The organism is Aliiglaciecola sp. 3_MG-2023 (assembly GCF_030548205.1).
Taxonomy (GTDB): Bacteria; Pseudomonadota; Gammaproteobacteria; order Enterobacterales; family Alteromonadaceae; genus Aliiglaciecola.
Genome location: NZ_JAUORV010000002.1, coordinates 26,564 through 48,535, shown reverse-complemented (window position 1 = coordinate 48,535; position 21,972 = coordinate 26,564). Strand labels below are relative to the sequence as shown.

Sequence of the window (21,972 nt, the reverse complement as noted above, 5' to 3'; positions counted from 1 at the left end):
TGCCCCAAGCGACGAACAGCCTTGTGGGTCCTACTCTGGCTTCTATTAAATAGAAACCTAAGTCATTCATAAAATACGGATACATTTCCCAAACTATCTTTTATCCTCTTGCCATCTTTGAGTGTACCAGCAAAGGCAAAAACGACCCCGTTGCAAAGAATAGCCTATCGTTCTATTCTAGTTCGGAGCTTGTTCGAACTGCGGCGTGACTCATGATCTGATCCCTAGCAAATTGGCATTATCAAGTTCGATAACAATTAAAGCGTAATTATAAATTGGATTTAGCTTACTAAAACGTACCGGTTTTATTTTTGTATACGCGAAAAGTGATGACTTTCATTTAGGAATAGGGATATGAAAAAACGTTTCAGCTTGTTAGTTAACTGTATTGGTCTTATGGGCTTGTCTTCCTTGGTACTATCTACCTATGCAATACCTACCTATGCAGAGACCGTATACGATCGTTCTGCAGAACAAATATCTAAGCACTGCTCTGAGTATCTGGCGAAGTTTGATGGGCAAATAAATGCACTTGCTGCTGCTAATGACGACGCAACGTACGATACGGTATTTAAACCTTTGGATGATTATATTGTTGAGTTCGGCGACCAATTATCCCACGACTACTTAATGCAAAATGTTCATATTGATAAGAGTATCAGAGAGGCCAGTGCTGATTGTGCATTAAAGGGATTTTCGACACTGAGTGCCATGAATGCGAATCGACCTTTGTATGAGCGGATGTCAAAAGTCACGACCCAAGACCTTTCAGATGCCCAAAAATTTACGGTCAATTATTGGAAGCAGCAGTTTGAAATGTCTGGTATCGGTAAAGATAAGGCTATGCGAGAACGTATTCAAAAAGTGAATGATGAAATTAATGAAATTAGCCAAGCTTTTGATAAAAATATCACCGATTCTATTAAATCTATTCAGGTCAAGCCGGAACGTTTAGCTGGCTTACCTCAAGACTATTTGGATAGCCACCGAGTCAATGAAGATGGATTAGTGACTATTACTACGGCTTATCCTGATATTCAACCCATATTTAAGTACGCACACGATGCTTCTTTACGTGAAGAAACGTTACTTATGGAAAGTACTCGAGCAATGCCAGAGAACCAAAAGGTACTACAGGATTTATTATCAAAGCGTTATGAGTTAGCTAAATTATTGGGGCACAATAATTTTGCCGAGACCAATATGCTGGGCACTATGGTACAAACACCGCAAAATGTGGTTAATTTCATGCAAACATTGAGCGATGCCATTAAGAGCCTTGTGGTCAAAGAAAAAGCATTATTGCTTGCTGAAAAGCAAACTATCGACCCCTCTGCAACACAAGTTCAGAGTTGGGATGCCTCTTATTTGCAAAATGTTGTTCGTGAAAAAGAGTTTAAATTAGACGCAAAACTGGTACGCCAATATTTTAGTTACGGCAAGGTTCGTGATGGAATTTTAGCGTTATCTGAAGATTTATTTGGCTTGACTATTAAGCCATCTAATCTGGATGTTTGGCATCAAAGTGTTGAACCCTATGATGTGTTTGAAAATGGTAAGCTAATTGGCCAATTTTATCTCGACTCTCACCCTAGAGAAGGGAAATTTACTCACGCCGCTCAATTTCCATTGGCATTCGGTAAACAGGGGGGATCTACACCTAAGGCAGTCCTTTTGATGAACTTTCCAGATGGGTTAATGGAGCATGGTCAAGTAAAAACATTCTTACATGAGTACGGGCATTTGCTACATTTTATTTTTGCCGGTCAAAATGAGATTGGATTCAGCAGCTTTCAAGGGGAATCTGACTTTGGTGAAGCCCCTTCCACGATGCTTGAAGAATGGGTTTGGGATTATGACACCCTTAAACAATTTGCAGTGGATGACAAAGGTCAGGTTATTCCTAAGTCGCTAGTGGAAAAAATGAACCAGGCACGTTATTTTGGACGAGCACTAAATGTTGCTAATCAACTCACTTATGCTGCCTTGTCTTTTGAGTTATATAATCAAAACCCAGAAGGTATAGACTTAAATGCTTTCGAAAAAGACATTTTTAACCGCTATTCTCCCTATGGACATGATGAGGGCACATACACATATGCGTCCTTTGGTCACTTGACCGGATATGGTGCTAAGTATTACACCTACCAATGGTCGAATTCCATCGCCGAAGAACTGCTCTCTCGCTTTAAGAAGGAAGGTTTACGTAATACTAAAACGGCGGATGATTATCGACATATGGTGCTTGCAAGAGTAGGAACAAAACCCGCTGCAGAGTTAGTTAAAGACTTTCTTGGACGTAACTATAGTGTGCAAGCGTATGCAGATAAATTGGCCAACGGTAGCGAATAAGCGCTAGCAACCTGGAATAGAAACGAGCTTCACGCCTTTTAACCTATTAGCTAAGTTGCATGCGCACCGAAACAGGTGCGCATTTTGCCTTCGTCGCCCTTACTCATGACAGTTTGAGTTTTGAATCAAGAAAAGGGATGGCGAATAACACAATAGATGTTATCACTTGCGAAATCACGACACTATTGTGGGCGAAGGCATCTGCGCCCACCATAATTCGTTTGCTCAAGATTGTTCCGCTTAAGGTTTTTTAGCGTTGGTGCTTTCGAAAATCTTATCAGCAGAAGCGGCCACAAAACCCTGATAAAGCTCACCATTGGGCAATTCGTATCGCTGAGCAAATTCATAAAAACAGCTCGGTATGATTTTGCTAGTATCTGAAAAATTCACCTCAATATGATCCGCCATAGTGGACGATTGCGCCAAATATACTTCTGGGCCACCTTTAATTTCTCCACCTGAGGTATTGAGTGTAAAACCTGCCTTTTTCAATAATTCGTTCACATCCGTTAATGCATCTAAGCCTTGAAGATGGTTAACTGATACGGTGAAATGGTTGGCGCGATATCCCCAAGCTGCCATCCAAGCTGCATATTCTGAAACCTCTAAAAGGGTTTCATAATCAGCACTGGAGATTTGCCAATGGGGGCCAGAATACAAAAAGTTTTCCTGGCTTGTTGCATCCTCTGCAACCTGACTGACCATCTTGTGAATAATGTCTTGTATCGGCTTGTCGAACTCGTTAACCCGTAATTCACTGATGAATACTTTAGGTTTGGTACTTTCTGGATGCTCAAAATGCTTTGCTTTGAGTTTCTTTTGTACAAAATCGTATTGGCCTTTTTCCACATAACCCAAAGCCAAAAAATGCGCCGCTAGTTTATCCAAGTTGACTGTATCTATATCAAATGTACGAAACGCCACATGGTCATTTACTAACGCAGATTCTCCATTGTATTGCCCCAGTAGTTCATGCACTTTTTGCGCAGAAGGGGTAATGTTCAAATAATCTTGCCAAAGATTTGCAAACAGAGCGTCAATATCAGTGTGCATAGCTGCAACCTATCTCAATTTAGTAAAAGGGCCTGCAAAGCTGAATGATTGCAGGCGGTTGAATTAATTATATGCTTAAACCTGGGCTTAAGGTTCCAGGTAGAGTTACCTGTTCCAATTCCACTGAAGCCACAGGAAATGCGCAGTAGTCCGCAGCGTAATAGGCACTGGCACGGTGATTACCACTTTCGCCTATTCCCCCAAATGGAGCGGCACTACTTGCACCCGTTATTGGTCTATTCCAATTTACAATGCCTGCACGTATGCGTTTAAAGAAATACTGATAATCCGCTTCATTATCGCCGATAAAACCTGCGCTTAATCCGAATTTAGTATTATTTGCTGACGCAATTGCTTGGTCAAAATCATCGTATCTAATGACTTTCAAAAGTGGTCCGAAATGCTCTTCATCAGGCATCTCATTCGCCATAGATGTGACATCGAGAATGCCTGGAGTAACGAAACCTGTTGCTGTATCTGTGTGGATCAGTTTGACTAACTCAGTGGCACCTAAATCAACTAATTGTTGCTGTGCTTTAACCATTCCTGCTGCGGCATTAGCAGAGATCATCGCGCCCATAAAAGGCTGATCTTCGGCATCATAATGGTCAACTTTGATATTTTTGGTGACCTCAATCAGCTTCGCTAGGATTGCGTCGCCTTGATCACCGGTTTGAATAAACAAACGGCGAGCACAGGTGCAACGTTGTCCAGAGGTGACAAATGCTGATTGCACAATATCGTGAACCACTGCATCAATATCTTTTGCATCTTTTACGATAAGGGGATTATTACCGCCCATTTCTAACGCTAGTATTTTGCCGGGATGGCCAGCAAACTGTTCATGCAGAATTTTGCCAGTGCGAGAACTTCCGGTGAAAAATAGGCCATCAATATCAGTATGGCTGGCTAGTGCTTTGCCTGTTTCTACTTCACCTTGAACTAAATTCAAAACTCCAGCTGGTAAACCAGCTTGTTGCCAGAGTTTTACCATTTTCTGAGCCACTAAAGGTGTTAGGTCGCTAGGTTTAAATACTATGCAGTTACCGGCGATAAGGGCCGGAACTATGTGTCCATTCGGCAGGTGTCCTGGAAAGTTATAAGGACCAAATACAGCAACTACACCATGAGGCTTGTGGCGAATAAAGGCTTTGCCAACAGGCATTGGGTTTTCAACTGTGCCTGTGCGATCTTGATAGGCACGTTCTGATATGGCTATTTTACCGACCATAGCACCGACTTCAGTGGCGGTTTCCCATAACGGTTTTCCTGTTTCTTGAGCAATGGTTAATGCCAAGTCTTGTTTGTTTTCAGTAAGCAGCTCTGCATAGCGCTTAACGATTTCCAAGCGCTTTTCAAGGGCGAAATCACTCCAGCTGATAAACGCATTTCGAGCCGCTTTAATGGCTGAATCTATCTGTTTAGGCGAAGCCGACTTGGCTTGCCAAATAATGGTGTTTTTCGCGGGATCAATTGATTGAATATCGTGACCTTCACCTAGGTGCCACTCACCTGCAATATAGTGGGCTTGTGTCGTCATACATAATTCCTATGGCTGGGTTATTAAATTATTTTGGTTGGTGCATAACGTATTTGGTCATTTTCAGCGACCATTAACGCTGCAGCGCTTTGGGGAGAGAGATACGCAAAGTTGTTGTCAGCATCCACATAAACTTCTGTAGAAATTGCTCTGAAGTCTTTTACCTTGGTGTTAATTACGTAACACAAGGTGCCTTCAGCCGCTTTTTGCTGGTCAATTTTGATGGGTAGCTTGCGACTAGCTTGAGCGGTTCTAATATGTTGGATATTGGCTTCTACGGTTGGACCGCCGTCGAAAATATCGACATAACCACGGCTAATAAACCCTTCTTGCTGCAAAAGCTGCAAAGCGGGACGGGTTTTTTCGTGAACCTGACCAATAACAGCTTGCGCCGCTTTGCTGAGTAAACTCACATAAATAGGGTATTTAGGCATTAGCTCGGCAATGAACACTTTATCACCAATGCCGGTTAAGTAATCCGCAGTAGGGAAGTCCATTGAAAAGAAATGTTCTTCAAGCCACTGCCAAAAAGGAGATCTTCCGTTTTCGTCACTTACTCCGCGCATTTCAGCAATTACTGTTTCTGAAAATCGTGTTTGATGCTCTAGCATAAACAAAAATCTAAACTTAGAAAGCAGGCGACCATTACTGCCTTGTCGGGCACTTTCTTTAAGAAACAATGTACAAATTTCAGATACACCTGTGTAGTCGTTACATAGGGTAAGAATGTCGACAGTATTGTGAATTTTAAGTTCGCGAGAAGCGTGAACCACTTTGCCACAATGGTAGTGGTAAAAAGAGTCTTCTAAACCGACAGTTGCAGCAATACCGCTAGTACCGACAACCTCATGGCTATCGGTATCTTCCATTACAAATAAATAGCTTTGGTTGGCAGGCTTATCGACCTGCTCTCGAAATGCAATTTCAGATTGTTCTATTTTGCGTCGCAATAGACCTTCGTTAACAGGCAATGATGTAAAACCAATGCCTGATTCAACCGCAATATTGTACAACTCATCATAATCGCTTAACGCAATAGGACGGATCACTTTCATAGTAGGGTGCTCACTTTACTGTTCGCGTGTTAACTTAGCTATTTACAACATGCTCAATAGCACGTTCAAACCGAGCTAGTCCTTCGGCAATATCTTCATCAGGAATGACCAATGAAGGAGCAAACCGCACCACGTTTGCGCCTGCAACCAAACACATCATATTATTAGCGGCCGAGGCCACTAAGAAGTCTCTTGCTTTCCCTTGATATTGTTCAGCTAAGGCACAACCTATCAATAGGCCTTCACCACGAATTTCACTGAATACATGAAATTTCTGGTTAATTTTTTCAAGGCCATCACGGAATAATTGCTCTTTACGCTTAACGTCCTGCAGAACCGCTGGTGTATTCACAATATCCAGCACTTTTTCAGCCACAGCACAAGCTAATGGATTACCGCCATATGTACTTCCGTGAGTACCCACTTTCAAACTAGCAGCAATTTCTGTAGTCGTTAACATGGCACCAATGGGAAAACCGCCACCTAAGGATTTTGCAGTCGTCAAAATATCAGGAATTACATTAAGACCCATATAAGCATATAGGTTGCCTGTACGGCCTACACCTGATTGGACTTCATCAAATATAAGTAATGCATTGTGTTCAGAACATAACGCACGGACGCCTTCCACAAATTCCTGGGTGGAGCTAATGACACCGCCTTCGCCTTGCAAAGGTTCCATGATGACCGCACAGGTTTTGTCTGAAATAATGTCTTTCAGTGCATCAAGGTTGTTGAAGTCGACATGCTCAACAGCGCCAGGTTTTGGACCAAAACCATCTGAATAAGCTGATTGGCCGCCCACAGTGACGGTGAAAAATGTACGTCCGTGAAAACCTTGGTTAAAGGCGATGATTTGATTTTTATCTTCGCCAAAATGTTCTAATGCATAACGTCTAGCTAATTTTAGTGCGGCTTCATTTGCTTCTGCGCCTGAGTTACAAAAGTAAGCTTTATCCGCGAAAGTGGCGTGAGTTAACTTTTTACCTAAACGAAGCGCCGGTTCATTTGTAAAAACATTACTAAGATGCCAAAGCTTTTCGCCTTGCTCTTTCAATGTCGCAACTAAATCAGGGTGGCAATGACCTAATACGTTCACAGCGATACCACCGGCAAAGTCTATGTATTCTTTCCCTTCCTGATCCCATACTCGCGATCCCTGGCCTTTTACAGGAACTATGGCAGCTGGGTTATAATTAGGAACCATAACTTCGTCAAACGTTGCGCGTGTTACTTGCATTCTTTACCTCACTTAAAATTCTGGACGTGTATTTTCACTTCTGATTAATACTCTGTTGGCAGCAATAATATGCTGCCCAACGACCAATTTGGACTGCGCATTGTGTCAGATTTAAATCAATCTGTCTCTAGCAGAAATGCCGAAAACCCTTAAATTTAAAGGGATGCGGCTAATTTTGCAGGAATAGTGAATAACTATTAATACTAAGGAAACCTCCATGGCTGAATAAATTTGTGCTACGTCCGAGTAGCGTGTAGATGTCTAAAAAATCTGTGAGTGGGGGCATTTGAGGCTGGGCAATTTGATTAAAATACGCTAACTATGAAATAACATGGGCATATCTCCCTTTAGATTTGCCACAGAGGAAGATTATTACAAGATTAAAGTGGTTTGCATGAATATGTAAAAAAAAATTTAACAAATTTATATAGGTTTTCTTCTAAGAAACGAGGTTGACTACTTTTCATCCAAAATGATGTCGAAATCACGCAAGTTTGTTAGCTTCAATTCTGCTAATGCCCCTTTGGGAAAACTAAATTGTCGCAGATATACTTTCGCTTCTTCTAATGTAATCAATTTATTTGCTTTAAGGGTACGGTATCGATTGTAACCTTCTCCTTGAACCAATACTTTCCCTAGAGGGGATAAATCTGCGATTTCTTTGTCGCTCGCAAAATCGCCCATTGCTTCAACAAAAGCGAGTCGTTTAAATGGCATGTGCGAGAGCAATTCAGTGCTTAGAGCAAAACCATATTTTTTTAGTGCTTGTAACAAAAAGGTTTCGGAGGGTGTCACTTCACCTAATGCAAAATGTTCATCAGGTTTACGTTGATTCTGTGCTTCTAACAATGCTTCCCTGTGTACTTCGTCAAAGAACTTGAAAAATAAACGAATGGTCACAATTTTTCCAAAATCATGGAATAAGCCTAACAAAAAAGCATTATAACTATCTAACTTGTTTACTTGGGCTAGTTTTTTACAGGACATCGCGGTGCCAATGGACGCATCCATCATTTGCACTTTAATTTTAGGGAAAGGGTCGGTAATTTGTGGCAAACAGCGTCTAAATGCAATGGATGGAATCAACATTTTGATATTCTCCACCCCTAAATAACTTAACGCTGTTTTTAAGCTTTCGACCACTACAACTTTGCCATTAGAATCGACCCTACGATACTTAGGTGTATTGATCAGTCTGATTAATTCATCATATAGCCAAGGCATACCCGCAGCTATAGGTTCAATTTTACTAATTGAAGTTGCTTTCGCTGCCAAAGCATCGAGTAAATCTGGTAGGTTTTGGTCGAAGCCTAAAACGTTGTGAACTAGTTGTTGTTTGTCTTCAAGTTGTAGCTCTATACGTTTATTAATTTCATTGTGTATCTTGTTTTGAAGACTTTGAACATAGTTTGAATAAGAGAGCCTGTTGAGCTCTTTATCATACCTAGCTTGTTTTTCGACTTCTAGTAAGGTGCGTTGCGTATCTTTACTCACGTCTGATTCAACGGCGCTGGGTTCGCTTCCTACTCCCATATGCTGCTGAGCTAACTTTAGACTTATCGTTAAGTAATCAAAGCGTAAATTGATTTCGTTCTTCAGTGCCAAAAGTTCGCTCATGGATTTTTCTTAGTGCCTTTGAATAATATTTAAAGAGAGTGTTCTTATTAAATTAGTTGCTCAAACTGAGCTAAAAAGCACCTTGGCTTTTATCTATCCACCATTTATCGGCAATGTTAACAAAATTAGATAGCAATTTATGCCCTTCTAAGGTTAAAAGTGATTCTGGGTGAAATTGCACCCCCATTAGCGGCCAACTTATGTGTTCAATTGCCATGGGCTCAACGTTATTGAATTCTTCGCACCAAGCCGTTACACGAAATGCGTTTGGTAATGAAGGCGTATTCAGGATTAACGAATGATAACGGGTAGCAACAAACGGATCCTCTATATTGTCAAACAATAAGGTTCCTTTATGGCGGATACTTGAGGTCTTGCCATGCATAATGTGTTCAGCTACTTCTACTTTTGCACCAAACACTTGTCCGATGGCTTGATGCCCTAAACAGACTCCTAAAATAGGGATCTTGCCAGCGAAGTTTTGAATAGCTTCTAAGGTCACACCCGCTTCATTGGGGGTACAAGGCCCGGGCGAGAAAACCAAATACTTTGGCGCTAATTGTGCAATTTGCGCACAGGTTATTTGGTCATTTCTCACTACCTGAACTTCTACATTCAATTCTCGAAAGTAACGTGCAAGGTTGTGAGTAAATGAGTCATAATTATCGATCAACAATAGCATGACAATTTACTTTCCTAATAAACAGCTATCACAACAACATTACTTTCAACAAATGAATTTCTGAAACGTTTTGTGCCTATGGCTTTGGAATAAACCCAACGGATTTAAACACTTTTTCAATCATGACCGAAGCGCGAGCACTGGCTTTTTCAGCCCCATCTTTCATGACGCTATTCAAATAGGTTTGGTCTGAACGTATTTCGTGGAATCTAGTTTGAATAGGTTCTAACAAAGCAACCACGGCATCTGCCACGTCACCTTTTAAATGACCATACATTTTGTCTTCGTATTCAGGCACTAGACTGTCGATACTCTTGCCGGTCGCACAGGATAGTAAGGATAATAGATTCGAAACCCCTGGCTTCTCCTGTTTGTCGAAATAGATACGAGCTTGCTCATCGGAGTCAGTCACTGCACGTTTAATCTTTTTACTGATTTTTTTCGTGTCTTCTAGCAGGCCAACAAAGTTGTTTGGATTCGCATCAGATTTTGACATCTTACTACTCGGATCCTGAAGACTCATTATGCGCGCGCCATATTCTGGGATAAAAGGATCGGGAATAGTAAAAATATCGCCATATAAGTTATTAAAGCGGGTGGCGACATCTCGGGTTAATTCTAGATGCTGCTTTTGATCGTCGCCTACGGGGACTTTATTAGGTTGATACAACAGTATGTCGGCAGCCATAAGGGAAGGGTAAGTCAAAAGACCTGCATTAACATTAGCGACATTTTTGGCTGATTTATCTTTGAATTGAGTCATTCTGTTCAATTCACCCATTTGCGTATAGCAATTTAGCACCCAAGCCAACTGAGCGTGCTCTGGCACATGGGATTGCATAAAGATCGTGCTTTGGTTGGGATCAATTCCACAGGCTAAATACAACGATAAACCATCTAAACAAGCATTGTAGAGGGCTTCAGGATCTTGACGAACGGTAATGGCATGCATGTCTACAATCATATACAGGCAATCATTATCCTGCTGCATCCCCACCCATTGGCGCAATGCGCCCATATAATTACCTATAGTTAGTTGTCCAGAAGGCTGACAACCGCTTAATACAATTGGTTTACTCATAGTATAAAATAATCTTCTTAAAAGTGAGAAAAAGGCTTAAGCCATATTTACTTTGCTTAATTCTAGACGCATTTGGTCTATAACCTGTTTGTAATCTGGCTGATTAAAGATAGCTGAGCCAGCTACAAAAGTATCGGCTCCTGCTTCAGCAATGCTGCGAATATTATCGACTTTTACGCCACCGTCAATTTGAATTCTAATTTGTTTGCCCGATGCTTGTACCCTCTGCTTAACAGCTCTGATTTTTTCAAGGGTTTGGGGGATAAATTTTTGTCCGCCAAATCCAGGGTTAACAGACATCATAAGAATAAAATCAAGCTTGTCGATGATGTGGTCGAGACAATTTAACGGTGTTGCAGGGTTTAGCACTAGGCCAACTTCGCAGCCATTATCGACTACTAATTGCACACTACGATCTAAATGTTTAGTTGCTTCTGGATGGAAACTGATTCTGTGTGCCCCTGCTGTAGCAAAATCCTCAATCATTTGGTCAACAGGTTCAACCATCAAATGTACGTCGATAGGCTTTTTAATCCCGTACTTTACTAAGGATTCACACACCAACGGGCCTACCGTCAAATTAGGTACGTAATGGTTATCCATCACGTCAAAATGAACTAAATCTGCACCTGCCTCTATTACTTGCTCTACTTCACTTCCCAAACAAGCAAAGTTGGCAGACAGAATAGATGGCGCGATTAAAAAAGGACTCATGAATTTCTCCAGATAAATTTGCCGATAGTGTAAAGAAAAATGACTAATGAAAAAAGCGTTAGTCACTTCAAACCCAAGCACCATATTGGTGCTTTAGAACCAAAACGGTGCTTCAAAAGCCCTGAATAGAGGATTTTAGTATAAGCATTGTTTATTCAATACTAAGATTTATTTATAAGAAACAAAGGGTTACGTTATTGTTGTGATTATGTAAATAAGCGGCATTAGAATTGCGTTATCTGTGCCAGCAACAAAACAAAAAAATAATAATAATAATAAAAATAAAACTTAAAACATTGAAAATAATATAAATTTCGGAGAACACATATGAAAACCTTGAAATTGGCAGCATTGGCTGTAGCTGTACTTTCTGCAACCAGTTTTAGTTCCTTAGTTCAAGCTGAAGTATCAGCTAATTTTGGTGCAACAAGCAACTATATTTGGCGTGGTATGAGCCAAAGTTCTAATGATGTATCAGTCTCTGGTGGCATCGATTATTCGAACGAAAGCGGCTTTTACGCGGGAACTTGGGTTGGCTCAATTGACTGGGGTAACGGTGACGGTACTGAAAACGACTTCTATCTAGGTTATGGCGGTGAATCAGGGGACTTTGGGTACGATGTTGGTTATATTTATTACATGTATCCAGCAACAGGCTTTGAAGATTCAGATTTTGGTGAAGTCTATTTCAATGGTTCATATAAAGCATTTTCATTTGGTGTTGCTTATACGGTAAACAGTCAATATGACGATGATGCACCTTATGGTACTGGTGATCTGTATTATAGTGTCGGCTATGGTGTTGACCTTCCAAATGAATTTGGCCTTGGTCTAACCTATGGCTACTACGATTTCGATAGCGATGATGAATTATACGGCGACGTTGACTTTGGTCATTTTCAAATAGATTTATCGAAAGGTGATTTTACTTTGAGCCTTTCTAAAGCAGATGATGAATCAGGTGATGACGATACTAAATTCGTTGTTAGCTGGGGTACATCGTTCTAAGTAAATAGTTATTTGAAACGCCTGAAAAGCCAACTGAAAAGTTGGCTTTTTTGCTTGTTAAGCAGAAATATAGTGGTGTTTGATCGCCTATTTGATCGCATAAACCCATCCCAACTACGACAAATGACAGGCTAATAAGATAAAAGATAGTTGTTCATTTTATCAACACACGTATAATAGCCCCAATGGATTTATTCTGAGGTGGTCAAATGAACAGAAAGTTGAAAGTATTTTCTTCACTTGGTGCAGTTATGTTCAGCATGGTTTTTGTCCTGCAAACACAACTTTCTGGTGCTGATGACTTCTGTCAAAACATTGATACCCTTGAATTTAATCCAAACTTACCCATTACACATCCGATTAATCGATGTGCTTCAGTCAATCACAATAATGTTAGCTGGAAGAATTGGTTTTCTGGACGTTCTGGCTACAAGTTTCACTATCTAGATTTGTTAGAGCTGCTGTTTCGGGCGGCAGATACTAACTCTCCTGTATCTTCGGACGCTCAGTAGTTGTCAGAATCCAAATCAAATAATAGTTTGTGGGGCGTGTTTAAAAGCGTCGCAGCAAGCGTATTTGGAGTGCAATCTCACCAAAATTATGAGCATGATTTTCAACAGAAGTCATTTGTGCCGTTTCTATTGGTTGGTATTGTCTTTGTTATCGCCTTAATACTTGGTTTGGTCGCTGTGGTGAACATTGCATTAAGTTAGTTTTGCAATCTAGCGCTAGCTACTTGAACTTATGCGTACAGGGCTAACAATTCGCCCACCTTTACACGTTTATCGCCTTTTTGACTGATAGTGCGGCTTACCATTAAGCTGGTGATATCGGCTTGTGAATATATATCACGGGTAAAGGGAGTATCGTGGTTACTAATCAAAACACTAACGGACTTCTTCGAGGCATTATGTTTTGCTAATTTAGCCAACATCAGCTGTTCATCTAATGAGAATCCATTTTTGGAATATTGAGTGAAGTTAGCGGTTAAACTAATCGGTGCGTAGGGGGGATCACTATAGATAACATTTCCCGCTCTAGCACGGGCAAAACTCTGCTGAAAGGGTTCACAGGTGAAGATTGCTTTTTGAGATTTTTCAGCAAAATAGAATAGCTCTTTTTTGGGGAAGTAGGGTGCTTTGTATCGACCAAATGGCACATTAAATCCACCTGACAGATTATATCGACAGAGCCCGTTATAACCATGTCTATTCAAATACAAGAATAAAATTGATTTAAAAAACAGATCATCGGACTGGTTAAACTCTTTACGCAGTTCGTAAAACCTTTGTTCCTGATTATTCAATGGACTAAAAAGCTTTTCTGCTTCTTGAATGAAATAATCAGCCTGGGTTTTGACAACCGAGTAAAGATTAATGAGGTCTGGATTAATATCATTCAAAATATATTGGGGGTATTCGGTGTTTAAAAAAACCGATCCGGCACCGACAAAAGGTTCGATTAATTTGTTACCTTGAGGCAAGCGTTGGCGAATTTCATCGATCAGCCCATATTTTCCACCTGCCCATTTCAGAAATGCCCGATTTTTGTTTTTATTCATGTCCGCTTTTTGGTGTAACTACAACGAGGTTATTGCTGAGGTACTGCCAATTCTACCTTAATTTGTTTAACTGATTTAGCAAATGGAACTGTTTTATCAATGCTATCGGGTAAGGAAGCCGTATACTGCCGCGCTTGTTGTACATTGGCAAAGGTTTTTTTGAAAATTACCACATGCCAATCACCCCCGAAGCGTTGAGTCGTGTATAGCCAACTTGTATCTTGTAAATCATGCTCTTGCACAAATCGAGTTGCCACATCTAAGTCACTCATTGACGCCAATTGTAAAACAAATAGCTGGTCATTTAACTCTGCTATTGGGTGATCAACCTGTTTATCATCAGAATTAAGGTCTTCGTTAACGGATACTGAGTCTGGTTGATTAGGTTTATCTAGCGGCTTTTCCTGAAGTTCTTTCTGGGTTTGCAATTCTTGTTTTTCAATTTCCTGTTGCCAAGTGGTTACCAGTTCTTGTGATTCGTCTGCAGACAAAATATTGGCTTCTTCTTCCGTTGCTGTGGATTCTATTAATTGGTTTGCTTTTTCCAGGTGTTCTTCAGTCAGATTATTCTGTTCTGCTAAGTCTTCTTCTTGTATTGGAGAAACTTTCGTGGACTCAGTCAGAGCTGCTTTTTCTAGTTCTTCAATTTCCCCGCCAGTCTCATCCATATTGGTGTAATCAGCATTGACAAATTGTTTTATCTCATCAGGATACTGCCAGAATACCAGCATAGAAAAAATGCCTAAAAATGCGATTCCAGCTAAAATTTTGAACAGCGGTTTATTTATTGTTGAGTCAGTTTCTCCGTCACCATTGTTTTTAAACCGTTGGGCTATTTCTGCGCGTTTTTGATTGATACTTTCACTGTAGCTTTGGGTAAATTGATTTTTGCTGATAACTTCCGAGCTTAGTAAAATGGGCAAGTGTTGATTATCTTTCGCTAAGTTTGATTTAGCCGATTCGGTCCATTCTGGGCTTCCGAACAAGAGTACATTGAGGTGATGGCCCTTTTCTAAATCTTTGTTTTTTAATACTAAGCTCCAGAGCTCATTGAGTAAATTTTTTGAAATATGCTGGGCAGCACAAATACACAATAGAATCGGTCCAGTTTCTTTAGCAAGCTGTTGGATAAGTTGTTTGTCCAGGGGAACATTAGGAGATAGCGGGTGACTCACTAACTGGCGATATATTTCGTTTCTGTAATCCGAATCTCGAAGGGTACTTTGGCCATTGATAAACGCCACTTCGGTATTTTCATGCTGCTTGGCTATAAACTGCTGCAATGAGGATTGTTGTTGCGACAAACTTTCACAGCTTATAAATATGAGCTGAGACGAGTATGAAACTAAATATTCCAGTCGGCTATGCAACTCGTTTATGGCCACAATCCATTCTCTTAGCGATTCAATATATCTTGCAATATATCCTGTTCTACCTCTTTAGTCACAACAGCTTCACCAATGGCAGTCGGAATAATGAACCTAATGGCGCCAGATAACACTTTCTTGTCATGTTGCATATGCTGCATGAAAATATCGTAATTCATGTGTTCAGGCGCTTCCACAGGTAATTCGAATAGCTTTATAAGGGCTATCATGCGATCCAAATCAGATTTTGAAATCCAATTTTTCTTAAAGGCCGCTTTGGCGGCTAATACCATGCCACAGCCAACAGCTTCACCATGTAACCAATTGCCATAACCTTGTTCGGCTTCTATAGCGTGACCAAAGGTGTGTCCAAGGTTTAGTAGGGCTCTAATTCCGTGCTCTTTTTCATCCTTAGATACAATTTCAGCTTTGATTTCGCAACAGCGTTTGACGACAAATTTCAAATGTTCTGGGGAAAGGTCTTTCAACCCTTGAGCGTTTTCTTCTAACCATTGGAAAAACTCAGCATCATAAATGATACCGTATTTGATCACTTCAGCCATACCTGCAGCAAATTCTCGGGCTGGTAAGGTTTTTAAGGTATCAATATCAATTACAACGCATTGAGGCTGATAAAAAGCGCCGATCATATTTTTTCCAAGAGGATGGTTAACGGCTGTTTTACCGCCTACTGATGAATCAACTTGAGAAAGCAAGGTGGTCGGAACTTGAATAAAAGGGATACCCCTTTGGAAACACGCAGCAACAAAGCCGGTTAAATCACCAATGACACCTCCGCCTAGGGCTACTAGTGTGGTATCTCGTGCAGCATGTTGTTCTAGCAGTTGTGTCGTCACTGCATCAAATTGGGTTAGGTTTTTATGTTGTTCGCCATCAGGTAAGCACACAACGCTCACATCCAATCCTTCCAACGCACCTAATAGTGATTTCAGGTAAAGGGGCTTTACGACGTCGTTGGTAACGACTATCACTTTATTGCTTTTAACATGTTCTTCGAACGAACTTTTGGAAGTGAGTAAATCTGAATCTATATTGATTGGGTAACTACGCTCACCCAACTCTACTCTAATTGTTGACATGAGCGTGTACCTCTTGTGCGGAACGACCTGGTTAAAGTCCGATTTTGTTTATGATTTGACTTGCAACAGCCCGTGCGCTCTGATCGTCAGTATCTACGATATAGTCAGCTACTTCCTCATAAAGAGGGTTACGAGAGTCTGCAAGTTCACGCAGAACCATTTCCGGATCATCTTTTTGCAATAAAGGACGACGTTTGTCTCGTTGAGTACGAGCCACTTGCTTGTCTATGGTAGTTTGCAAATAAACCACAATGCCTCGAGCGGACAAACGATTACGAACATTCTTACTGACAATAGAGCCGCCACCGGTTGCTAAAACGATACCTTGTTTATCAGTTAGGTCGTTAATTACGGTTTCTTCTCTAAGCCTAAAACCATCTTCACCTTCTAAATCAAATATCCACGCGATATCCGCGCCAGTACGACGCTCGATTTCCTGATCGGAATCAAAAAACTCTAGATGAAGTTCGTCGGCAAGATGCCTTCCTATCGTGCTTTTGCCAGCCCCCATAGGACCAACAAGAAAAATATTACGCTTTTCTGCCATTTTTGCTTTTATCACAACTTTAGTTAACTGGGGATTTGCAGCCCAATTTGAATTATTCCAACTACGTAAAAGTCCCATTAAATCAGCTAGATAGTTAAATCTAGTCGACTCGATTCGTCTAGGTAATTGGTCTGAACATGACCTCGTCAAAATTTCGAGAGCGCGATTATCTCAGTTATATGCTGAAATTTGCAAGTTTTGTTGCTTTTAATTTGCACCATCATCAAATATAGAGGTGTAAAGATATGTTTTTGGTACCCCATTAACGATGTGTTTAGTTACATTAAAAGGAGTATTCGTCTCAACAAAAGCGCTAGCAAATGTACCATAAAATTGTTGAGTTACTTAATTGTTATGGACACAATTGCGAAGAGTTACATTGTAGCTAAATGACACAGCAGATCAAGAATGTTTAAAACCTTGTATAAACAATGGTTCTATTTCATAAAAAAAGGGCAATAAAATTGCCCCGGAGTGGTTATTCAAAAATGCGTCTAGGTTATTAGAGTGTATCCACTAGTATTTTAGGGGTAACAAAAATCAGCAGTTCACGTTTTTCATTTACCTTTTGAGTGTTTCTAAAAAGCGTACCCACGACCGGCAAGTCGCCTAAAAGAGGAATTTTAGACACATCATCAGTGGATGTTTGTTGGAATATCCCGCCTAGTACAATGGTTTCGCCATTTTCCACTAATACTTGTGTGCTGATTTCCTGTGTATCGATAGCGACTGCAGGACCTGTCGAGGTGGACACAGTTTCACCGCGAGTGTCTTGGGTCACAACAAGATCTAATATAACCCGATTGTCAGGGGTAATATGGGGAGTCACTTTTAAACTCAATACCGCTTTCTTAAACTCTACGGACGTCGCACCACTAGAGGTAGCTTGTACATACGGAATTTCCGTCCCTTGCTCGATGTAGGCTTCTTGTTGGTTGGCTACTGTGATGCGCGGGCTCGCGATGATTTCACCTTTGTTTTCTGTTTCAAGTGCGCTGAGTTCTAAATCGATAATAGTGCCATCTACCAATCTCGCGATTTGAATACCGATACTTCCCGCTGGGTTCGTTACTGGAAGATTAACATTCAATCTATCTGCTAAATCTGGGAATACCCCTGAGGCAATGTCATTAGCGCCTTCCAGTGATCCTGAAATGCCACCATCGGAAGTGCTGTCACTTATGCCCCATCTTACTCCAAGTTGCTCATCAACATTGTCGCGAACGGTTACCATTCTGGATTCAATTAAAACTTGCTTAATGGGAATATCCAAGGCCTTTATCAGAGCGCGAGCTTCTTCTACTGATTCCTGAGTATCTCGCAACAACACTGTATTGGTGCGCTCATCAATGGTGACTGAACCCCTTGGACTAAGAATACTCGCGTCGGCAGATTTTAAAATTGCTGCCATTTCTTGGGCTTTAGCGTAGTTAATTGGAATATTGACTGCATTTAGGGGCGCTAAATCGGCCACTTGTTGCTTAGACTGCAATTGTTGTGTTTCTCGAGCAGTCAATTCTTCAGAAGGCGCTATAAGCAGAATATTCCCTTCAAGTCGTTTATCTAAGCCCTTAATTTTTAATATCATTTCAAGGGCTTGGTCCCAAGGAACGCCAGACAAACTAATAGTTACGTTACCACTAACAGTATCTGTAGTAACTAAATTGAAACCATTTACCTGGGCAATAATCTGTAGAACTTGACGAACAGGAACATCTTGAAAGTCTAACGAGATGGGCTCACCAGTATATGCTGAAACTGCTTTATTTGCTTCGGGGGTATCATCTTGCTCAATTTCGATGACTAATTGTTTACCGTTCTTTTTATGACTAAAAATTGATTTGTTAACTAAATTGAACTCGACTTTACTACCTTTAGTTTCTTGAAAGGTTTCTATACTCGATACTTGGCTGGCAAAGTCTGCAACATCAAGGGTGAAAAGTTGATCTTCAGCGAGTTTTACAGCTGGCAAGGTAAGGGTTATTTTGCTGTTTTTTTGCGATAGCTGCATTTGGAAGTCGCTATTATCGAAATCTAACGAAATACGACTGCCTCCTGTTGAAGTGCGGTTAAAGTTCAAATCTGTCAATTGTGAGCGAAAAGCACTCGCCACTGCCTGTTCGGGATTAACTAATTCTGCTTGAACTTGTTGGGCTTTGGAATTGAACGAAACAGAAGATATTCCGGCAAGCACTAACGCTAGCCAAATCCAAGTGTGATTGGCTTTGTTTAGTTTGTGATTAAAGATATAACGCTCAGACATTGTTATTTTCTCCTGCCTGTGAAGACATGCTTAATGTTGCTTTATTTTTTTGCCAGCATCCGGCACCATCAGGCAGCATTTCTTCAATTGAAATATCACCATTGTTGATAGACGTAATTTTTCCGAAAAACAAACCTATGTAGTCTCCTGTGGTGACCTTATGTAACGAACCATCATTGGCGGTAATTAGTGCCCATTTTCGTCCTTGACTGGTGAACGTTCCAGAAATGGTTAGTGCGTCTAATCCAAACGCCTCCAATGGACCTTTGCTTCTGTTGAAGTCTGGTTGCAAACAATTTTCACGTTTTACTTCTACCGTTTGAACCGCTGTGCTTCGAGGTCGTTTAAAAGGGCTACGTAGTCCGCCAGCTTTATATTCAAAAGCGGGTTGGGTTTTGAACTCAGGATAGGGCTCAATACTTATGGAAGTACTTTGTTTAACTTCAACTACGTAGGTGACTAAATCGTCGGTTTTCGCTTCACAGCCCGCTAACATAATAACGGCCATCATAAAAAATACTATTTTCATTGACCTTGCTCCGAAACTGCTGTGCGATATGTTTTTGCTTGAAGCTGTAAACGTAATTCAGAACCTTGTTGAGTTATATCAAAATTATGCAAAGTTACAATGCGCGGCAAGGCAGCGATATTAGATACAAATTGTCCAAATTCATGATAGTTGCCAGTGACTTCCATTTGAATAGGTAGCTCAGTATAAAATTCTTTTGGAATTTCTTGTTGCCAGTTTATCAGTTTAAAGTTTAAACCTGCGGTTGTACCCACAAAAGTAATATCATCTATCAGACCTGGCGTTTCATTACTGGTTGGCAGTGATTTTAACATTGAGGAGAAATCTGCTTCTATGCGAGCGAGTTGTTCCTCATAAGCTTTTAAATTAACGGCAATTCTATATTTAGCTGCAAAAGTTTGTTTTAACTCCACTTCGTTGCCTTGAACACGTTCTAAAACGGGCAATTTAGAGGATATCAATCCATAGTATCCACCCACTGATACCAATATAGCGACAAATAACGCGACCACTGTTTTCACTTCGAACGGCCAGTTGGCGACCTGTTCGAAATCCAGCTCGTTCATTTCTTTGAGTTTGTTTACATCAAATTTCATTGCTGTTCCTCTGTTGGTGTTGCAGAGAAATCCGGTGCCACTGAGGAGTTTATGGTAAAAGTTAACTTAAATTCACTTACAGCATCTGGCGCGGAGGTATCGGCGACAATAGATGATAATTCACCTTGACCAAATATTTTAGAGTCTTCTATTTTGCGCATAAATGAAGATAAACGGTTGTTAGATTCGCTGACCCCTGATAATTCTATGATATTCCCTTGTCTCGAGAATGAGCGGAAAGAAACACCAGGTGGAACTAAGCGTGCAAGTTCATCGAATATGATTGGAGCAACATTACGGCTGGTCTGCAATTGTTCAATCAAGGCCATTCGTTGTTCAATGGCTTTTTTACTCTCTTTAATATCTTTTATCTTGGCAATCTCGGCATCTAAAACGGCTATTTGACCTTCTAAAAATGCATTTCGCTGATTTTGGCCAGCGATCTTGCTATCGATTAGCATGCCTATTAGGTAAACAATAATCATCACAAAAAGGGCGACGGCAAACAGCAGTGTTAAAAAATCCTTCTTCTGTCTTTTGCGCAGTTCCTCTCGCCATGGTAATAAATTTACATGTGACATGGCTTGAAACTCCTAGATGCTAAACCGGCTGCAATCGCTAATTGTGGAGCCACGTCTTGAAAACCTTGCTGTTCCGCTTTTTCAGAAATTTGCATTGCTTTAAATGGATTGAAAATAGTCACTTCCACTGCTAATTCTGATTCTAAATCAGCGGCTATTTGTTGTATATTTGCGCCACCACCACAGACCATCATGGATTCAGGTCGTTCCGCACCAGTTGAACTAATATACATTTGAACCGCGCGACTGATATGTTGGTTTAGGTTAGCTAAAAATATCGGGAATGTATCTTCACGCCAGGTAGCAGGTAACTCACCTTTAACCAATTGTTGCTCGGTTTCTGATTTCTCCAGGGTGTGAATAATACTCAAATCTTGAATAAGACTATCCATCCCAAAACTATGCTCTTTGCTATAAACAACTCTGTCATTTTCGACCACGCAAAGTTGTAATTGAGACGCGCCAATATTGAAACATAGCACGGGTTTGTCTGCAGGATACTCGGCAAATTCAATTATTGCATTGCCTAGCGCATAATTTTCGATATCAACAATTTTAGGTATAAACTCGAGCTCCCTTAACAGGGTAATACGGCTATCGACGACATCTTTGTGGGCAGCACTTAACAATACATCCACTTTACCTATATGTGTCTTGCTCTCACCTAGCTCTTCAAAATCTAAATAGACTTCTTCTAATGGATAGGGAATAAGGCTGTCAGATTCGATTTCGATTTGTGTTTCCAGTTCGAAATCTTGTTGGTCGGGATCCATATAAACGATTTTACTTAACACTGAACTGCCTGATATAGCCACCACAACATTTTTGTTTTTGCTTTTCAGAGACAGTTTCACTTTTTTGAGCACGTTACTAATAGCGTCAAAATCTTTTATTTCTCTGTCAGCAAAGGCATTGCCGTTTATTTGCTCACATGCGAAACTCTGTACCTTAGTTTGCTTGCCATCTTGTTCGAACAAAACGGCCTTAACGTACCTGGTACCGATATCGAGACCTATCATTTGAGAGGCTTTTTTCTTGAAAAGTTCTTTCAACACAGTTAGTTCCGAACCATATTAATTGCTTTAG

Annotated in this window: 22 protein-coding genes; 4 read left to right on the top strand and 18 right to left on the bottom strand. The window is 40.6% G+C overall.

From position 1 onward, the window contains the following. The first annotated feature begins 354 nt into the window (after positions 1 to 354). Complete coding sequence (locus tag Q4574_RS02175; protein ID WP_303470933.1) at positions 355 to 2,352, top strand: M3 family metallopeptidase; 1,998 nt, start codon at positions 355 to 357, stop codon at positions 2,350 to 2,352. Positions 2,353 to 2,455: 103 nt separating this feature from the next. Here the strand turns inward: Q4574_RS02175 and Q4574_RS02170 are convergent, their stop codons facing one another. The 9 genes from Q4574_RS02170 to rpe all read right to left on the bottom strand — a co-directional run bounded on the left by Q4574_RS02170 (position 2,456) and on the right by rpe (position 11,334). Further along, a complete protein-coding gene (locus Q4574_RS02170) occupies positions 2,456 to 2,581 on the bottom strand; it encodes a hypothetical protein (RefSeq protein ID WP_303470930.1) in 126 nt (41 codons plus the stop codon). Between the two features lie 11 nt (positions 2,582 to 2,592). After that, the gene (locus tag Q4574_RS02165) at positions 2,593 to 3,405 is read right to left on the bottom strand and encodes a DUF1338 domain-containing protein (RefSeq protein WP_303470929.1); all 813 of its coding nucleotides are present in this window, start codon (positions 3,403 to 3,405) and stop codon (positions 2,593 to 2,595) included. A 67-nt stretch (positions 3,406 to 3,472) separates the two neighbouring features. Then, positions 3,473 to 4,945, bottom strand: a complete 1,473-nt coding sequence (gene astD / locus Q4574_RS02160; protein WP_303470928.1) for a succinylglutamate-semialdehyde dehydrogenase — start codon at positions 4,943 to 4,945, stop codon at positions 3,473 to 3,475. A gap of 23 nt (positions 4,946 to 4,968) precedes the next feature. Then, positions 4,969 to 6,000 carry an arginine N-succinyltransferase gene (astA, locus tag Q4574_RS02155; protein WP_303470927.1) on the bottom strand — a complete coding sequence of 344 codons (1,032 nt, stop codon included), beginning with the start codon at positions 5,998 to 6,000 and terminating at the stop codon, positions 4,969 to 4,971. Between the two features lie 34 nt (positions 6,001 to 6,034). Then, the gene (locus Q4574_RS02150) at positions 6,035 to 7,240 is read right to left on the bottom strand and encodes an aspartate aminotransferase family protein (protein ID WP_303470926.1); all 1,206 of its coding nucleotides are present in this window, start codon (positions 7,238 to 7,240) and stop codon (positions 6,035 to 6,037) included. 456 nt (positions 7,241 to 7,696) lie between these two features. Further along, positions 7,697 to 8,857 (bottom strand): HDOD domain-containing protein, encoded by a 1,161-nt coding sequence (locus tag Q4574_RS02145; RefSeq protein WP_303470923.1) that lies wholly within the window; start codon positions 8,855 to 8,857, stop codon positions 7,697 to 7,699. 70 nt (positions 8,858 to 8,927) lie between these two features. After that, positions 8,928 to 9,539, bottom strand: coding sequence for an aminodeoxychorismate/anthranilate synthase component II (locus Q4574_RS02140; RefSeq protein ID WP_303470921.1), 612 nt, complete (start codon positions 9,537 to 9,539; stop codon positions 8,928 to 8,930). Between the two features lie 76 nt (positions 9,540 to 9,615). Beyond that, positions 9,616 to 10,620, bottom strand: coding sequence for a tryptophan--tRNA ligase (trpS, locus tag Q4574_RS02135; protein ID WP_303470918.1), 1,005 nt, complete (start codon positions 10,618 to 10,620; stop codon positions 9,616 to 9,618). A gap of 36 nt (positions 10,621 to 10,656) precedes the next feature. Then, positions 10,657 to 11,334 carry a ribulose-phosphate 3-epimerase gene (gene rpe / locus Q4574_RS02130; RefSeq protein ID WP_303470915.1) on the bottom strand — a complete coding sequence of 226 codons (678 nt, stop codon included), beginning with the start codon at positions 11,332 to 11,334 and terminating at the stop codon, positions 10,657 to 10,659. A 327-nt stretch (positions 11,335 to 11,661) separates the two neighbouring features. Here rpe and Q4574_RS02125 point away from each other — a divergent pair, with 327 nt between their 5' ends. The 3 genes from Q4574_RS02125 to Q4574_RS02115 all read left to right on the top strand — a co-directional run bounded on the left by Q4574_RS02125 (position 11,662) and on the right by Q4574_RS02115 (position 13,055). Then, a complete protein-coding gene (locus Q4574_RS02125; protein WP_303470912.1) occupies positions 11,662 to 12,342 on the top strand; it encodes a TorF family putative porin in 681 nt (226 codons plus the stop codon). 209 nt (positions 12,343 to 12,551) lie between these two features. After that, positions 12,552 to 12,854: a hypothetical protein gene (locus tag Q4574_RS02120; RefSeq protein ID WP_303470910.1), complete on the top strand. Its 303-nt coding sequence runs from the start codon at positions 12,552 to 12,554 to the stop codon at positions 12,852 to 12,854. Beyond that, positions 12,855 to 13,055: a DUF2970 domain-containing protein gene (locus Q4574_RS02115; protein WP_303470907.1), complete on the top strand. Its 201-nt coding sequence runs from the start codon at positions 12,855 to 12,857 to the stop codon at positions 13,053 to 13,055. Between the two features lie 29 nt (positions 13,056 to 13,084). Here the strand turns inward: Q4574_RS02115 and Q4574_RS02110 are convergent, their stop codons facing one another. The 9 genes from Q4574_RS02110 to pilM all read right to left on the bottom strand — a co-directional run bounded on the left by Q4574_RS02110 (position 13,085) and on the right by pilM (position 21,938). Continuing rightward, on the bottom strand, positions 13,085 to 13,903 hold the full coding sequence (locus Q4574_RS02110; protein WP_303470905.1) for a Dam family site-specific DNA-(adenine-N6)-methyltransferase: 819 nt from the start codon (positions 13,901 to 13,903) through the stop codon (positions 13,085 to 13,087). Positions 13,904 to 13,932: 29 nt separating this feature from the next. After that, positions 13,933 to 15,207, bottom strand: coding sequence for a hypothetical protein (locus Q4574_RS02105; RefSeq protein ID WP_303470903.1), 1,275 nt, complete (start codon positions 15,205 to 15,207; stop codon positions 13,933 to 13,935). A gap of 92 nt (positions 15,208 to 15,299) precedes the next feature. After that, positions 15,300 to 16,370, bottom strand: a complete 1,071-nt coding sequence (gene aroB / locus Q4574_RS02100; RefSeq protein WP_303470901.1) for a 3-dehydroquinate synthase — start codon at positions 16,368 to 16,370, stop codon at positions 15,300 to 15,302. A 31-nt stretch (positions 16,371 to 16,401) separates the two neighbouring features. After that, positions 16,402 to 16,917, bottom strand: coding sequence for a shikimate kinase AroK (gene aroK / locus Q4574_RS02095; RefSeq protein ID WP_303471661.1), 516 nt, complete (start codon positions 16,915 to 16,917; stop codon positions 16,402 to 16,404). A gap of 502 nt (positions 16,918 to 17,419) precedes the next feature. Next, a complete protein-coding gene (locus Q4574_RS02090; RefSeq protein WP_303470899.1) occupies positions 17,420 to 19,180 on the bottom strand; it encodes a type IV pilus secretin PilQ in 1,761 nt (586 codons plus the stop codon). Then, entirely contained in the window at positions 19,173 to 19,709 is a 537-nt protein-coding gene (locus Q4574_RS02085) for a pilus assembly protein PilP (protein ID WP_303470897.1), read from the bottom strand. The genes Q4574_RS02090 and Q4574_RS02085 overlap by 8 nt, the downstream gene beginning before the upstream one ends. Then, positions 19,706 to 20,305 carry a type 4a pilus biogenesis protein PilO gene (locus Q4574_RS02080; RefSeq protein WP_303470895.1) on the bottom strand — a complete coding sequence of 200 codons (600 nt, stop codon included), beginning with the start codon at positions 20,303 to 20,305 and terminating at the stop codon, positions 19,706 to 19,708. The genes Q4574_RS02085 and Q4574_RS02080 overlap by 4 nt, the downstream gene beginning before the upstream one ends. After that, positions 20,302 to 20,886: a PilN domain-containing protein gene (locus Q4574_RS02075; protein ID WP_303470893.1), complete on the bottom strand. Its 585-nt coding sequence runs from the start codon at positions 20,884 to 20,886 to the stop codon at positions 20,302 to 20,304. Before Q4574_RS02075 ends, Q4574_RS02080 begins: the two co-directional genes overlap by 4 nt. Next, positions 20,874 to 21,938: a type IV pilus assembly protein PilM gene (gene pilM / locus Q4574_RS02070; RefSeq protein WP_303471658.1), complete on the bottom strand. Its 1,065-nt coding sequence runs from the start codon at positions 21,936 to 21,938 to the stop codon at positions 20,874 to 20,876. Before pilM ends, Q4574_RS02075 begins: the two co-directional genes overlap by 13 nt. Between the last annotated feature and the right edge of the window lie 34 nt (positions 21,939 to 21,972).

Excerpts from the sequence above, each read along its gene's own strand:
- Q4574_RS02175 (WP_303470933.1), top strand. The coding sequence starts at position 355 with ATGAAAAAACGTTTCAGCTTGTTAGTTAACTGTATTGGTCTTATGGGC.
- Q4574_RS02165 (WP_303470929.1), bottom strand. The coding sequence starts at position 3,405 with ATGCACACTGATATTGACGCTCTGTTTGCAAATCTTTGGCAAGATTAT.
- astD (WP_303470928.1), bottom strand. The coding sequence starts at position 4,945 with ATGACGACACAAGCCCACTATATTGCAGGTGAGTGGCACCTAGGTGAA.
- astA (WP_303470927.1), bottom strand. The coding sequence starts at position 6,000 with ATGAAAGTGATCCGTCCTATTGCGTTAAGCGATTATGATGAGTTGTAC.
- Q4574_RS02150 (WP_303470926.1), bottom strand. The coding sequence starts at position 7,240 with ATGCAAGTAACACGCGCAACGTTTGACGAAGTTATGGTTCCTAATTAT.
- Q4574_RS02145 (WP_303470923.1), bottom strand. The coding sequence starts at position 8,857 with ATGAGCGAACTTTTGGCACTGAAGAACGAAATCAATTTACGCTTTGAT.
- Q4574_RS02140 (WP_303470921.1), bottom strand. The coding sequence starts at position 9,539 with ATGCTATTGTTGATCGATAATTATGACTCATTTACTCACAACCTTGCA.
- trpS (WP_303470918.1), bottom strand. The coding sequence starts at position 10,620 with ATGAGTAAACCAATTGTATTAAGCGGTTGTCAGCCTTCTGGACAACTA.
- rpe (WP_303470915.1), bottom strand. The coding sequence starts at position 11,334 with ATGAGTCCTTTTTTAATCGCGCCATCTATTCTGTCTGCCAACTTTGCT.
- Q4574_RS02125 (WP_303470912.1), top strand. The coding sequence starts at position 11,662 with ATGAAAACCTTGAAATTGGCAGCATTGGCTGTAGCTGTACTTTCTGCA.
- Q4574_RS02120 (WP_303470910.1), top strand. The coding sequence starts at position 12,552 with ATGAACAGAAAGTTGAAAGTATTTTCTTCACTTGGTGCAGTTATGTTC.
- Q4574_RS02110 (WP_303470905.1), bottom strand. The coding sequence starts at position 13,903 with ATGAATAAAAACAAAAATCGGGCATTTCTGAAATGGGCAGGTGGAAAA.
- aroB (WP_303470901.1), bottom strand. The coding sequence starts at position 16,370 with ATGTCAACAATTAGAGTAGAGTTGGGTGAGCGTAGTTACCCAATCAAT.
- aroK (WP_303471661.1), bottom strand. The coding sequence starts at position 16,917 with ATGGCAGAAAAGCGTAATATTTTTCTTGTTGGTCCTATGGGGGCTGGC.
- Q4574_RS02090 (WP_303470899.1), bottom strand. The coding sequence starts at position 19,180 with ATGTCTGAGCGTTATATCTTTAATCACAAACTAAACAAAGCCAATCAC.
- Q4574_RS02085 (WP_303470897.1), bottom strand. The coding sequence starts at position 19,709 with ATGAAAATAGTATTTTTTATGATGGCCGTTATTATGTTAGCGGGCTGT.
- Q4574_RS02080 (WP_303470895.1), bottom strand. The coding sequence starts at position 20,305 with ATGAAATTTGATGTAAACAAACTCAAAGAAATGAACGAGCTGGATTTC.
- Q4574_RS02075 (WP_303470893.1), bottom strand. The coding sequence starts at position 20,886 with ATGTCACATGTAAATTTATTACCATGGCGAGAGGAACTGCGCAAAAGA.